The sequence below is a fragment of the Engelhardtia mirabilis genome (genome assembly GCF_007748095.1).
Classification (GTDB): Bacteria; Planctomycetota; UBA1135; order UBA1135.
This window is the reverse complement of sequence record NZ_CP036287.1, coordinates 3,572,235-3,586,093: the sequence shown is the minus strand read 5'-3', so window position 1 is coordinate 3,586,093 and position 13,859 is coordinate 3,572,235. Positions and strand designations below refer to the sequence as shown.

The following is a 13,859-nucleotide window of genomic DNA, read 5'->3' as shown; positions in this document are numbered from 1 at the left end:
TGTCCGCGAATCAGAAGCGCGACCAGACGCGACGGGCGGGCACTTGCACCAGCCGGTCCTCTTCGGCGATCCAGGCCGTGAGGCTGCCGCCCCAGACGCAACCCGTGTCGAGCCCGAGGGTGTGACTCGTGCGGACCAGGCCGGCCACGGCCCAGTGCCCGTAGACCACGGAGCGGCCCCCGTGGGCACCGGCGTCGTAGAAGTCGTGCCAGGGGGCGAAGGGTTCGCCGGGGTCGTCGCGGTCGGTCTGGGGAAGACGCCCCTGCGAATCGCAGTAGCGCACGCGGGTGCAGAACTCGCTGCGCGGGTCCACCTGCAGCGGATCGATCCCCGCGAGCACCTCCGCCGGATCGCGCCACGTCGGCTCGAGGGCAGCGTGGACTTGGAACAGGTCGTCGTCGGCACGCAGGAAGGGCTGCGCAGCGAGGTAGCCCAAGAGGGCCCCACGCTCGGGATGCTCGAGCACGTCGCGGATCGTGTCACGTCCCTTCACCCGCCGAGTCCCCTGCGCGCAACGCAGGAGGTGCAGGTCGTGGTTGCCGAGCACCGAACACGCGCCGAGGCTCGACAGGAGGCGCAGCACGCCCACGTTGTCGGGTCCACGATTGACCAAGTCTCCCACTGGTCGCAGCTGGTCGCCGGCGGGGTCGAATCGCACGGCGGCCAGGAGCGCTTCGAGTTCCTCGCGGCAGCCCTGCACGTCACCGATGAAGATCCGCCGCCCGCCGCTGCCGAGCTGGCTCATTCCGTCTCCTCTGGCTCGACGTAGCCCGCGCGCCGCAGCATCTCGAGCGTCGCCTCGCCCGTGCCCAGGGCGCCGACTACCGCGTTGGCGGACTCGGCATCAAGGCGCTCGCGCAAGAGCTCGAGCAGCTCCGCGACCCGTTCCGGGCGCTGGTTCGCAAGGTCAAACAGGGCGTCTGGATCGGCGGCGAGGTCGTAGAGCCGAACCACGTCGGGCTGCCCGGCGAAGAACCGCGGGCCGTCTGCGGTAGGAGTCCAGTGCAGAACCTCGTTACCCACCCGCAGTGAGTGGGTCGGCGAGCGCCGACCGTGTCGCAGGGCGTGGTCGGAGCTGACCAGGATCGGCCCGGATTCCATCGACCGCGGGTGGAACAGATCGACGCTGCCAGGGGCGCCGCGCAGCTCGAGGCCCAGGAGCTTCGCGATCGAGGGCATGAGATGGCGGTTGGAGACCGGTTGCTCGATCCGCGCACCCGCCTCGATGGTCGGGCCGGCGACCACCAGGGGCACCCCCGACTCCTCCTCGTGCAGGGTCAGGCCGTGGCCGTAGAGACCGCGCTCGAGCAGACCCTCGCCGTGGTCGGCGGTGAAGATCACCAGGGTGCGGTCCTCGAGGCCACGCGCCGCGATGGCATCCAGCAGTCGACCGAGCTGGGCATCGGTGGTCGCCGTGGCCGCGTCGTAGAGCTGATCGAGGGCTTCGCGATCGGCGGCGGACAGCAGCTCGTTTGCATCTGGACGACCGTCCTCGGCGCGCTGGGCGGCGAGCACGAGCTGTTGCCGGATCAGATTCTCCTGGTCTTGTCGCCAGCCCTCCGGCCGCCCGGGCAGGCCCAGGCGTTCACACTGCTCCGGCAGGGGCAGGTAGGGGTCGTGGGAGTCGATCAAGTGGACGTAGAGGAAGAAGCGCTCGTGGCTCACCTCGTCGAGCCACTCCAGGGCCCGGTCGACCAGCAGCGTCCCGCGTCGGAAGACCAAGGGATCGTCGTCGAAGCGCTCGAAGCCCTGGTCGTAGTTGCGCCGGGCGGCCACGAGCGGGTTGCCCGAGAAGGCCGCGGTGCGGTAGCCGTCGCTGCTGAGGATCTCGGCCAGGGTTCGGAGCTCGTCGGCCAGGTAGGCCGTCGGCGCCGCGCGCACGCCGTGGGCAAAGGGTGTCAGGCCCGTGAAGAGCGATGCGGTGGAGGGCCAGGTCCAGGTCGAGGTCGCGTAGGCCCGCTCGAACAGGGTGCCGGCCCTCGCCAGGCTGTCGACGTTGGGTGAAGTGGGGCGCTGGTAGCCATAGGCCGAGAGGCGATCGCGCCTCTGGGTGTCGGCCACCACGAAGACGATGTTGGGTCGATCGGGCGAGGCCTGCTCGAGCGGACGCGCGGGGCGGCGAATCAGGCGCACCCGCCCGAAGCCGGTTGCGAGCGGACCGAGGGACTCGGAGCGATCCGGGGGCATGGCGAGACCCGTGGCGAGCTCGACCCGTTGACCGGGCTCGACCGACAGGCCGGGTGCCGACTCGTCATCCCTCACCACACTCCAGACCCGCTTGTGGGCCGGGGTGCCGTCGAGCAGGATCCGTTCCTCCGACCAGCGCAGCTCGCCGTCCACGCGGACCTCCCAGCGCACCACCGCCGGCTGGTCGCCGCGACCGACCTCCGCGTCGGCGCCGGCCCGCAGCTCGAGCCACAGGGGCGCGTCGTCGTCAGGGACTTCGAACGACACCGCCGCCGGCGGCGGCAGCACGAGTGTCGGCAGGTCGACCCCGTCCAGCCGGTTCTCGCGCGCGGGTGTGACCATGGCCACGTGCACGGGTCCGTCCGCGCGCTGGGTGACGACATCCCAGTTCACGGCGCCATCGGTGAGGTTCTGGACCACCTGACTGGTCTCGACCATGAAGGGGTCGGCCGCGACGCCGGCTCGCTCCAGCCAGACCACGGCGCACAGGGCCACTCCGCCGAAGCCCAGCAGGGCGCCCAGGACCCCGCGCGGACGGGCCAGCAGCACCAGGCTGAACGCGCTCCCCGTGGCGATGACTCCCAGGACCCAGGAGGCGCCCATGCCTTCGATCAGCCACCTGGTCTCGAGCGTCGGCGGCAGCGCGGGGGGGCCGGCGAGCCATCCCATCCAGACCCCTAGGCTGGCGCCGGCCAACGCGAGGCCACCGACAATCGCCCCGACGGCGCGTTCGCGCCACAGTGCTCGCGCCAGGAGCGCCGCCGCGATGCAGGTTCCGAGGGCCGCCAGCAGGGTGGAGCCGAAGTGATGGGAAAGGACCCAGCGCACTCGCTCGGCGTCGGCGGGACCGGCCGCGTGCTCCAGCCACTCGACCCGCCATCGGGAGTGGAGCGCGGCGGCGCCGAGCGCGAAGCCGACCGCCGCCACCACGGGGAAGGGCGTAAGGGGGCTGTCTTTCGGCTGGACCTCGTCGGCCATGGGGTCGGGGGCGCGGGCTGCGCCATCGGGAGCGTAACGGCGCCGGTCGCTGTCTGCGACCCGCGCCGCATTGGGGGCTGCAAGTACGGCCCGCCGGACCGACACTGTGCCCGTGGTGACCTGTTTCGGATCGGCGTTCGCGCGGCTCGCGTTGATCTTGTCGATGTCGCTGCCTGCGGCTTGCGGTGCCGAGCCGATCGCGCCTCGCGCGGATCTGCTCATCGTCGTAGGCCAGGCCGGTGGTCAACCTCTTGGGACTGGCTCGGCGCTGAGTTTCCCCGCGGCGCGAACCCCCGTGCCCCGCAGCCTGCCGGCATTGGCGTCGCTGTTGACCGGCCGCTGGCCGCGCAACACGGGCCTGCTCGGCAGCGGCGACGACCTCGGCGAACCCATGGAGACCCTCGCGACTGCCCTCGCCAGCCAAGGCTACGGCTGCGCCTGGTTCGTCCCAGAGTCCTGGGCGAGGCTGCCCCTGCTCGGCCAGGGATTCGAGCACGCAGGCGCCGACGGCGACCTCCAGGCCGCCCTCGACTGGCTGAGGAGAGGCGATTCGGCGCCGCGCTTCGCCCTGGTGCACGTGGGGGCCAACCTGACGGATCCCGACCTGGTCGATCGGATCGAGGCCTGGGTCGCCGGGGCGCCTGGAGGACGACTGGCCGCAGTCGCGGGCCTGGCGGGTCCCGTGTCCATGGACGATCCACTGCGCGATCGGTCCGTGCGGGTACCCCTGGCGATCCTCGGCTCCGGGGCCGAGCCGGGCCGCCGCGAGCGCTTTGCGGCCTCCCTCCACGACCTCCCTCGCACCCTGGCGTCAGCGGTGGGGGCGCCCTGGACCAGCCGCGACCGGTCGGCGGACCTGCTCTCGCCGGACCTGGCTCGGCACCAGCGGCTGCTGGTGCTGGAGACGTTCTTTCCCGACGTTCCGGCTGACCGGCAGGCGGTGGTGGTCGAAGGCCTGGTTCTGCACCGGCCGGCGGCGCCGCCGGCCCAGCCCGACTGGCCGCGGATGTTCGTCGATCCCGCCCGCTCAAGCCTCGCGCCGCGGGATCTGGCCCCAGGCGCCCCGGGCCAGGCCGACACGATCGAGCGCCTCTTCGCGGTGTGGCGCAACGGCCAGCGGCGTCTGGAGCACTGGCGGGCTCACTGAGTTGAGGTCGGATGAGCCCGCAAATGAGCCCCCCAGGTGCCCAGCGAGGGTCTGCGCCCTTGCCCCAGGCGTGCCGAGCTGCGAGACTTTGCGGCTCAAATCGGCGGGCAGGCCCGCCAACAGCCAGCCAGCCCCCAGCAACGAGACTCAATCCCATGGCCAAATCACAGACCAAGTCCGGTGGACCGACCCGCGGTCGTCGCCGCGTCCGCAAGATCGGCATGGGCTCCGGCAAGTTCCTGCGCGCCCGCAAGAAGAACCGCTGAGTCCTACGGCCCCGGATGGGGCCGATACTCGGCGTCGCTCGAACACTTCGCCGGGTCAAGACCTCGACGGCGTGGCCTCCGAGCAGCGCCGTCAACGTCGGCCCCCGAATTCCGAGGCCCATCGGGGTCAGCCAGCCGCGAGACACTTCTGAAGACCCTTCGCTGGACACAGCGGGGGGTCTTCCGCTTATGCTCAACGGACAAAATCGTCTTCTTAGCTAGCTAACGAACACCACCGGTTGGGCCGCCCTTGATCTCCCGAGCAAGCGAATACGCAATCCGAGCGCTGACCTTCCTGGCCATGCAGGAAGAGGGCAGCTTCCACCTCGCCCGTGACATGGGTGAGCGCCTCGGCATTCCGGCACCGTTCCTGGCCAAGATCCTGCAGCCCCTGGTCGCGCGAGGTTTGGTGCACAGCCAGCGCGGCCGCAGCGGCGGCTTCCGACTCGCGCGCCATCCCAAGCAGATCCACCTCTATGAGGTGGTCGATGCCCAGGAGCACCTGGCCCGTGTGCGCACGTGCATGCTGGGTCAAGCCGAGTGCACGGACGAACGCGCCTGCCCCCTGCACCACTACTGGAAGTCGGCCTGCGACCAGTACCTGGGTGTGCTGGCACAGACGTCGCTCGACGACCTCTCCCGATTCGCGGCCGAGCGACCCGACAGCCACTACCCCCTGCCCGTTCCGACCGACGGCGGCTCGGGGCCCTTGGGAGCGGGGTTGCACCTGAGCGATCGCTAGTGTCCTGGATCAGAGATTCGGCGTCACTTCCCGGGCTCCGATCGCCGCTGGCGTCGCCAGCGCCTCCTCCGAGTATCGCAGCGGATACGCGTCGTCGGCGCGCCTAGCCAGCATCGATCGGACCTCCGGGCAGTGACGCCGAATTTCTGATCCAGGACACTAGGGTGGCGCTGCAGGGGGCGGGCGGCGATGTCGCTCTGACACGGTGGGTCGGCGACGACGTTCCGAGTCCTTTCGCGCTGCACGATCGATCCGCCTCCGCTCCGCGATCTCGACGCGCTTCGCCGCCATGCCCGACGCCGTGCTGGGAAACTCGACCGCGATCGCCGGAGCCGCCGCAGGCATGGCCGCGGCTGCCGGCTGGGCGCTGGCGTCGCATCAGTTCGCCCGCGCCCTGCGCGGCAAGTCCCACGCGGGGCCCGTCGCGGCGAACCTATTCAAGAACACCGTCGCGCTGGTGGTCTTCGCCTGCGTCTGGGCTGCGGCGGGGTGGGCCATCCCGAGCACCGCAGCCTGGGGCTGGCTCGGTCTCAGCGGCCTGTTCGGCTTCGCCATCGGCGACGCCCTCTACTTCGCGGCCCTGCCCCGTTGCGGGGTGCAGTTGGCCGCGATGAGCGTCAACTTGATCCCGCCCCTGGCGGCCCTGTTGGCCTTCCTGTTCGATGGCGAGTCGCTCCCGCCCAAGGCTCTGGTCGCCATGTCGGTGGCCCTGGCCGGCATCGCGCTGGTGGTTTCCGACCGGGGTGGGTCGGGCAACCTGGCCACGGCCCGCGACAAGCGCGTGGGCGTCAGCCTGGCCTCCCTCGCTGCCCTTTCCCAGGCCTTCGCGATCGTCAGCGGTCGTCGCGGCTTCGAGGGCGTCGACCTGTTACCGGGCACCGTGCTGCGCTTGGTCGGCGGCGTGGCTGGGGCGGCCTTGATCGCGATCGCGCTCGGAGGGCTGCGAGGTCGCGGCGGGATGCGCCGCAGCCTGACCCAGCTGGTCGGCGGGCTCGGTCACCGGCCGACGCTGCTCTTGCTCTTGCCCCCGATCCTGGTCGGGGCCGTGCTCAACCTGCCGCTCCACAGCCTCGCGCTCGGGAGCCTGTCGCCGGGCGTGTCGGCGATCCTGTTCGCGACCACGCCGCTGTTTGCCTTGCCGATCGGGCTGCGGATGGGGGAGCGCTACGGCTGGCGATCGGCAGTGGGCACAGCGTTGGGCTTCGTCGGAGTCGTGGGCGTGGTGCTCTCCACCGCGGCCTGACGCGGCAACAGGGCCAGGGCCAGGCCGGCGATCGTGGCGAGCATCCAGGCCGGGTGTTGCAGCAGGCTTGCGGCGCGGCCCTCGGGATCCATCTGCGTAGCCGCCACGAGCACTCCGTTGTAGCTGGCATGCAGGGCGATGCAGGGCAGGATGCTGCCCGTTCGCAAGCGCAAGAGGCCGAGGATCAGGCCCAGGCTGGCGGTGGGCACGAGCCGGTGCACCGAGCCGTGGGCCAGGGCGAAGAGCAGCGCCTGCCAGCCCAGGGTCTTGCCCACGCTCAAATCTCGCCGCAGTCCGGTCAGGACCGCTCCGCGGAACAGCAGTTCCTCGCAGATGGCGGGGCTGATCGCCACCAGGAACAGGGCCACGATCAAGGGGCGATCGAGCAGCGCCGCGAAGACCTGCTCCATGGCGCCCGCGTCCACAGTGGGCATGGGCAGCACGCGTTCTTGCAGCTCGAGCACCTTGCCGGCCATCTGACCGAGACCGGGCCCAGCGAGTAGGGCACCGCAGACGCCGAGTCCAACGCCCACCGGACTCCCGCCGGTCAGGCCGAGTACGGCCGCAGGTCGCAGGTCGAGCTTCTTGCCGAGGTCGCGCGCGGCCAACAGGGCGATGCCGAGGGCCAGGCCCCAGAGGGTCGCGACCAGGCCCCAGACCAGGTCCTTGGACTGCAGCCACGATCCGATCAGCAGCACCGCGCCGACGCCGACGCCGCCCCACAGGATCGCGCGGCGTGCGTGGGCGCGGCGCGCGCCCGCCTCGGCGTCGACGTCGGCCCCTTGCAGCAGGCGTTCCGCGTCCAGGGTGTTGGCGATGCCGCGCAGGGCCAGCAGCGCGTAGACGGCGGAGCTCGCCAGGGCGACGAGGGCCGGCACTGGCGCCAGGGAACCGGCGAGTGCATCCCGCATGGCCAAGGACGGCCCCAGCACCGGAATCAGCGCCAGGAGCGGATCGAACACCACGTCCGCCGCCGCGGCCGGCGACGCCAGGGCCATGCCGGCCAGGGTCAGGGGCAGGATGTAGTTCTGGCCCTCGCGGTAGCTGCGCGCGCGGGCGGAGACCATCCCGAGCACTGACGCGATCAGGGCGATCGTCGGCAACATGATCACGGTGCCCAGGCCCACGCGCCCGATCAGCACGGCCACGGGGGCGTCGGCCAGACCCTCGTCGATGGTCGCGAGCAATCCGCCGGCGGCACAGGCGATCAAGCTCGCCGCGTTGCCGATCCAGGCCGCTAGGCCCGTGGCCAGGACGGCGATCAGCTTGCCGCGGGCGATGTCGATGCGCTCGACCGGCTGCACCAGCAGGGTCTCGAGGGTGCCGACCTCCCGCTCGGCGGCGAAGGCCTCCAGGGCCGCGAAGGCGCCGCCGCTGAGCACCACGAGCACGGCGATCAACGGCAGCAGCTTGCCCAGGGCCAGGCCCGCGCTGTCAGCCACGCTGGCCACGTCCTCGCTCGTGGCCGCGAAGGACTGGGCCGGGTCGACGCCGAGCAGCTCGACCAGGCGGGCTTCGAACAGGGTCGTCGAGAGGTCCGAGACAGCGCTGCCAATCAACTGGCTGGCGCGCATGCCGGACTCGTCGTTGCGACGGAACCAGGCCACGATCACCGGCGGCGAGCCCTCCGAGTCCGAAGGGCGCGCCACCAGCAGGAGGTCCACCGCTAGCTCCTCGAGCAGTTCGGACGCACGTTCGCGCTGGGCATCCTCGCCCGAGTGGTCGTCGCCACCGGCGTTCGAAGCATCCTCGCCAACAGCTCCAGCCTCGGGTGCCGCCCCGTCGGTCAGCCCCTCGAGCAACTCGTCGGCGATCGAGAAGGTGGCGCCGTCCGGGGCGGGGAGGCGGTCCAGCAACTGCTGGCGCAGGTCCCCATCGAGAGCCTCCAGGTTCGCGGCAATGGCGACGCTCTGGTCCTCCATGCGGCGCTCGGAGGCCTGCCCGAGCTTCTCGGAGCCCAAGAACAGCAGGGGGTAGAGCAGCAGCGGCAGGACAAGCGCGAAGAACACCGCCTTGCGATCACGCAGCAGGCGCAGGAGCTCGCCGCGCGCCACCAGGGCGACGACGCTGCGTCCACCGCTGGCCCTCGCGCCACTTCCCCCGGCGCCGGGTCGGGAGCTGGTCGTCATGCGATGTGGGCCCGCTCGTCGACCTCGACGAAGGCGCGGAAGATGCCGTCCAGGTACTCGGCGCCCGTTCGCTCTCGCAGCTCGGGCAGGGTGCCGCTGCCGAGCAGGCGACCGTGGTGGATGATCCCGATGCGATCGCACAGGCGTTCGGCCTCGGACAGCACGTGGGTGCTGAACAGCACGCAGCGCCCGGAGTCCTTGCGCGAGGCGATGAAGTCGATCATGTCGCTGGTCGAGAGGATGTCGAGACCGGTGGTGGGCTCGTCCAGGATCAGCACCGTGGGGTCGTGCAGCACCGCGCGCGCGATGGAAACGCGCTGCTTCTGGCCGCTGGACATGTGCTCACAGCGCCGGGTGACGTAGGAGTCCATGCGGAAGGCTTCGATCAGCTCATCGATGCGATCGGCCAGGGCGCGCTCTTCGAGGCCGTGCATGCGCCCGAAGTACTCGAGCGTCTCGCGCACGTCGAGGCGCGGGTAGAGGCCCGTGCTGGCCGAGAGGAAGCCGACGTTGCGTCGCACCGCCAAGGAATCGCTCGCCACGTCGTACCCGGCGACGGTGGCGCGACCCGAGGTCGGGGCCAGCATGGTCGCCAGGATCCGCAGGGTGGTCGACTTGCCCGCGCCGTTGGGGCCCAAGAGCCCGTAGATCTCGCCGTACTTGCAATCGAGGTCGAGGCCGTCGAGGGCGCGCACCTCGCCTCGCTTGGCGTCGGCGTAGAGCTTGGTCAGGGCTTCGGTGCGCACGGCGGATTCGCCCTTGACGGGTTCGGCCGCGGGCCGCTGGGGATCGATGGACGTCATTGGATCTGGCGGCTCCCACCGCCCGTGAGGCCCACGGCTGCGCGCAGTCGCGCGACCACGGAGGTGCTGCCGCCGGTGCGCAGCTCCTGGTTGAGCAGACGCACGGAGACGAGCACGGCGAGAGTCGCGTAGGCCACCATGGCCAGGGCGCAGAGGGCCAGGCCACCCCAGGGCAGCTCGCCCAGGGGCCCGCCGCGCAGGATGGTGCGGAAGCCGACGGCGGCTCCGACCACGGGAATCGCGGCGATGCCGGGCGTCAAGGTGAGCCCCGGCAGGCTCGAAGCCATGGCCGGGAAGATGAACAGGAGTTGGGCGCTGCCCAAGAGGGACTGGCCCTGCTTGAACGTCTCCGCGAAGGAGGCGATGGCGGTCAGGATCGCACTGGTGAAGAGCACGAAGATCAGCACCAGCGGCGCGACCAGCAGCAGCGCCAGGGGATCGAGTTGGAAGTCCAGGCCGCCGGCCCCGGTCATCCCGAGCAGGTGCCCGGCCGCGACGCCCATGCCGAGCAGATTCATGGACGAGGCCAGTCCGCCGATGGCCGTGACGGCCAAGAGCTTGCCCAGCTGCACCGCGGTGCGCGGCACGGGCAGCAACAGGGTCGTCTCCTCGGTCCCGCGTTCGCGCTCACCGGCGGTCAAGTCCACAGCAGGGTAGAAGGCGCCCATGACCGCCATCACGACGATCATCATGGGCAGCAACATCGAGGCGATGAAGGCCCCGACCTCCTTGCCGGTGGCCAGGTTGACCGGTCGAAACTCGAGCCCCGCGAGCTCGTTGCGGTCGGTACCCACCGACTCGAGGGCGTCGTCGCGGGCGACCTCGGCCAACTCGGCCAGCTTCTGCTCGAGTCGCTCCCGTGCGTTGGTGGAACGCGCGCGAGCGCCGTCGTAGAGGATCGCGAGCGTCGGCTGCTCGCCCGCGGGCGAATAGACGGCGAGAATCACGTCGGGCGGCGAATCGAGCTCGAGCAGGGTCCTGGCGCGCTCTCGGGCGGCGGCCGCCAGATCGGGCTCGCTCGTTCCGAGCACCTCCAGCGGAGCCCAGGCCTCGAAGCTCGTCGCGTCCGTATCGAGGCCCAGGTCGGAGGTCAGCTCGGCGGCGCGCTCGGCGGCGCTCTGCTCGACCAACACCGCGATCGACAGGGTCTGGGCGCTGCGCTTACCCTCGATCAGGATCTGGGCCTGGAGCATGATCCAGAACATGACCGGGTACATCGCCAGCGGCAGGACCACCGCGTAGATGATCGTCTGTCGGTCCCGCAGGCAGCTGCGGAGGTCCTTGGCGGCGATTCGCAACGCCGCGCGGAGCAGGGGGGGCATGCCGAGTGAAAGGAACCGAGGGGGGTGGCGGGGAGGCGAGCGGGTGGGAGACGCGAAGCGGGCGGGTCAGACTCTACGGTTCCGGGTGGGGGTCATTCGCGCTCAGTCCGCCGGTTCGAGGGCGCCGGACGCGAGCAGCCGCGCGAAGACGACCTCGGCCAAGCGGCGGTGTCCGGCCACGTTGTAGTGACCGGTGTCGCGGAGCAGGAACAGGCTCTGGTCCACGAATGGATAGTCATCGCCGATCAGGTCCTGACCACCGTCACCCTCGACGAAGCCCCGAGCTCGCAGGACTTCGGCCAGTTCGGCCATGGGCTCGCGGAAGGCGTCGACGGCGTCGATCAAGCTGGTGCTGCCGAGCTGGGCCACAGGGTCGCTCGCGCTCCACGGTTGCCAGTAGACCGCGGGCGAGGGGGCCTCGGCCGTCAGGGTCAGGTGCATGTTCGGCAACAGGAGCACCGCCAGTTGCCCCCCGGGGGCCTGCAACTCACGGGCGATGCGGAACAGGCGCGCGCCCCGCGGGTCCCATAGGAATTGCTGAGCAGGTGCGAAGGGCGTGCGCTTCTGCGCGGAATCCAGCGGCTCCCAGAGCTCGAGGGTCAGGCTCGACTCCAAGGCCGGCCAGGCCTCGGAGGCCAGGTCCAGCCCCAGGCTCCGCGCCTGTTCGATGAGATCGGGGCGGGTCAACTCGGTCCAGACCTCCCGCACCAGACGATCGAGCGGCGTGCGCTCGAAGGCACGGGCGAGTCCCGCATCGATCGCGGCCAGGAGCTGTGCGCGCTCCTCGCCGTCGCCGCTCGTCGGCAGGGGCGCAGCACCACGCACGGCCAACTCGAGCGCCGGGCGCAACCGCTGGCGGAACTCCGTCTTGACTTGGCGCGGCGTCCGCTCGGGGCCCCCGCGCCCGGCCGGGGGCAGCCAGTGATCGATCACCTGCTCGCGCAGCATGTCGTAGGTCGCCGTGCGGATCACCGTGCGCCGGAAGTCGTAGTCGACATCGTCGGTGGCGGGCCGCATGGGACGCGTGTCGGCGGCGATGGTGGGCCAGATCAGGAGGTCGACGGCCCAGGGGCGGATCTCGTCCTCGTAGATCCGCGCCATCTGCTCGAAGGTGTAACCCTGGGTGGCGAAGTTCATCACCCGCACCCCGCGCGGGTCGCCGCGCCGGACGAACTCCTCGGCGATCAGGGTCTCCAGCACCCGCGGCCAGGTCGAACCCACCGGCACGCTGGTGCCGTAGGTCATCGAGTTGCCGACCGTCGCGATTCGCAGGAGGTCCGCGTCCTCCTCGACGGGCGCCGCGGGCAGGATCTGCGAGAACCAAGAGCCGCCGTCCTCGAGGGGCGCACTCCCCCAATCGCGGTCGTCGCGAAAGCCCCGGTCGTTGGTCTGCTCGCGTACGTCGAAGTCGCGCGACCAGCCCCGTTGGTTCGGCAGCATGCGCCAGCCGTAGCGCGCGCTCTGCTCCTGGACGATCCACTTGCCGTAGTCGCCCAGGTGGTAGAGACCCAGCTCCAGCGCCGCCAGCGAGAGCACCATCGCGACGGTCCGCGGACCGATCCAGCGCAGGAGGTCTAGCAGTCGAGCCATCAGAACTGGAAGTAGATGAACGGCGCCAACCCCGGCGGGTGCAGGGCGAACAGCAGCACCATCGATGCAGCCAGGGCCAGGCCCTGGACCACGCGCGGCGTCGCTTCCCAGCCGCGCTCGAGGGCCTGCTGCCAGGCGTCGGGCATCAGGTGGCTGGCGTAGCCCAGGCCTAGGACCAACCAGATCTGCCAGGGCACATTCGGCAGGCCCATGGACCAGTCACCGAGCTGCGCCACCGCGGAGCTGAAGGTGGCCAGGTCCGGGCAGCGGAACAGGATCATCGAGAAGGCCACCACGTGGAAGGTGAACAGCACCCCCAAGACGGCGAACAGCTTGTTCTGGGGCAGGCGCTCGTCGGGCAGCAGCATCCGCACGCAGCGCACCGCGACCAGCCACAGCCCGTGGTAGAGGCCCCACAGGGCGAAGGTCCAGGCCGCGCCGTGCCACAGCCCGACCAGGCCCCAGGCCACGATCACGTTGCGCGCGTAGCGCCAGAAGCCCACGCGGCTGCCGCCCAGGCCCACGTAGACGTAGTCCATGAACCACGAGGACATGGTGATGTGCCAGCGGGTCCAGAACTCCTCGAGCGAGCGGGACTTGAAGGGCGCGTCGAAGTTCTTGGGCAGCTCGAAGCCCAGCAGGCGAGCCGAGCCGATGGCGATGTCGGAGTAGCCCGCGAAGTCGCCGTAGAGCTGCAGGGCGTAGGCGTAGGTGGCGAGCAGTAGGGCCGGCGCGCCGAGCTGGCCCATGGTGTCCGCGTCGGCGAAGGCGGCGTCCACGAGGTGGGCGCCGAGCACGTCGGCCATCAAGAGCTTCTTGACCAGGCCGCGCAGGATCTGGAACAGGCCCGAGGAAACGCGTCGATCGTCGTACTCGGGCGGCTGTTCGAGCTGCGGCAGGAACTGGATCGCGCGCACGATCGGGCCGGCGACGAGCTGGGGGAAGAAGGAGACGTAGAGCGAGAAGTCCAGCAAGCTCGCGATCGGCCGCAGCTTGCCGCGGTAGATGTCGAAGGTGTAGCTGAGCGTCTGGAAGGTATAGAAGCTGATCCCGACCGGGAGCACGAGGTCCAGCCGCAGGCCGATCGGGTCGAGGCCGACCGCCTGTGCCAGGTCGCTGAAGCCGCCGAGGAAGAAGTCGGCGTACTTGAAGGTGCCGAGCAATCCGAGGTTGACCGCCAGGCTGAGGCCCAGGAAGGCGTGGGCGCGACGGCGGTTGCCGGCTTCGAGCGCGTCGTGGACGCCGCGGCCGGCCCAGAAGTCGACCAGCGAGCTGACCACCAAGAGCGACAGGAATCGCCAGTCGGCCTGGGCGTAGAACCAGTAGCTGGCGACCAGCAACATGGTGTGCCGCAGCTTGCGCCTGGTCCGCAGGGTCCAGAAGAGGACGTAGACGGTCCACAGGAACAGGACGTACTCGAAGCTGTTGAAGAGCATCGGGGGGGCTGCTCGA

Annotated in this window: 10 protein-coding genes; 3 read left to right on the top strand and 7 right to left on the bottom strand. The window is 70.6% G+C overall.

Annotated elements, in window-relative coordinates:
• Positions 1–10: 10 nt before the first annotated feature.
• Both Pla133_RS13160 and Pla133_RS13155 read right to left on the bottom strand, forming a co-directional pair.
• On the bottom strand, positions 11–745 hold the full coding sequence (locus Pla133_RS13160; protein ID WP_145065944.1) for a metallophosphoesterase: 735 nt from the start codon (positions 743–745) through the stop codon (positions 11–13).
• On the bottom strand, positions 742–3,387 hold the full coding sequence (locus tag Pla133_RS13155) for a sulfatase (protein ID WP_145065943.1): 2,646 nt from the start codon (positions 3,385–3,387) through the stop codon (positions 742–744). The genes Pla133_RS13160 and Pla133_RS13155 overlap by 4 nt, the downstream gene beginning before the upstream one ends.
• A gap of 73 nt (positions 3,388–3,460) precedes the next feature.
• On the opposite strand from Pla133_RS13155, the gene Pla133_RS13150 reads away from it, so the two are divergent.
• From Pla133_RS13150 to Pla133_RS13140, 3 genes are all read left to right on the top strand, one after another.
• Positions 3,461–4,312 (top strand): alkaline phosphatase family protein, encoded by an 852-nt coding sequence (locus tag Pla133_RS13150; protein ID WP_145065942.1) that lies wholly within the window; start codon positions 3,461–3,463, stop codon positions 4,310–4,312.
• 516 nt (positions 4,313–4,828) lie between these two features.
• Positions 4,829–5,320 carry an RrF2 family transcriptional regulator gene (locus tag Pla133_RS13145; protein ID WP_145065941.1) on the top strand — a complete coding sequence of 164 codons (492 nt, stop codon included), beginning with the start codon at positions 4,829–4,831 and terminating at the stop codon, positions 5,318–5,320.
• Positions 5,321–5,609: 289 nt separating this feature from the next.
• Positions 5,610–6,563 (top strand): DMT family transporter, encoded by a 954-nt coding sequence (locus tag Pla133_RS13140; RefSeq protein WP_145065939.1) that lies wholly within the window; start codon positions 5,610–5,612, stop codon positions 6,561–6,563.
• On the opposite strand, the gene Pla133_RS13135 is transcribed toward Pla133_RS13140, so the two are convergent.
• From Pla133_RS13135 to Pla133_RS13115, 5 genes are all read right to left on the bottom strand, one after another.
• Positions 6,485–8,692: a CPBP family glutamic-type intramembrane protease gene (locus tag Pla133_RS13135; protein ID WP_145065936.1), complete on the bottom strand. Its 2,208-nt coding sequence runs from the start codon at positions 8,690–8,692 to the stop codon at positions 6,485–6,487. The two genes, Pla133_RS13140 and Pla133_RS13135, sit on opposite strands and share 79 nt — an antisense overlap.
• Positions 8,689–9,495 (bottom strand): ABC transporter ATP-binding protein, encoded by an 807-nt coding sequence (locus Pla133_RS13130; protein WP_145065935.1) that lies wholly within the window; start codon positions 9,493–9,495, stop codon positions 8,689–8,691. The genes Pla133_RS13135 and Pla133_RS13130 overlap by 4 nt, the downstream gene beginning before the upstream one ends.
• Positions 9,492–10,817 carry an ABC transporter permease subunit gene (locus tag Pla133_RS13125; protein ID WP_145065933.1) on the bottom strand — a complete coding sequence of 442 codons (1,326 nt, stop codon included), beginning with the start codon at positions 10,815–10,817 and terminating at the stop codon, positions 9,492–9,494. Before Pla133_RS13125 ends, Pla133_RS13130 begins: the two co-directional genes overlap by 4 nt.
• A 102-nt stretch (positions 10,818–10,919) precedes the next feature.
• A complete protein-coding gene (locus Pla133_RS13120; protein WP_145065931.1) occupies positions 10,920–12,407 on the bottom strand; it encodes a hypothetical protein in 1,488 nt (495 codons plus the stop codon).
• A complete protein-coding gene (locus Pla133_RS13115; protein WP_145065929.1) occupies positions 12,407–13,843 on the bottom strand; it encodes an MBOAT family O-acyltransferase in 1,437 nt (478 codons plus the stop codon). Before Pla133_RS13115 ends, Pla133_RS13120 begins: the two co-directional genes overlap by 1 nt.
• Positions 13,844–13,859: the final 16 nt, after the last annotated feature.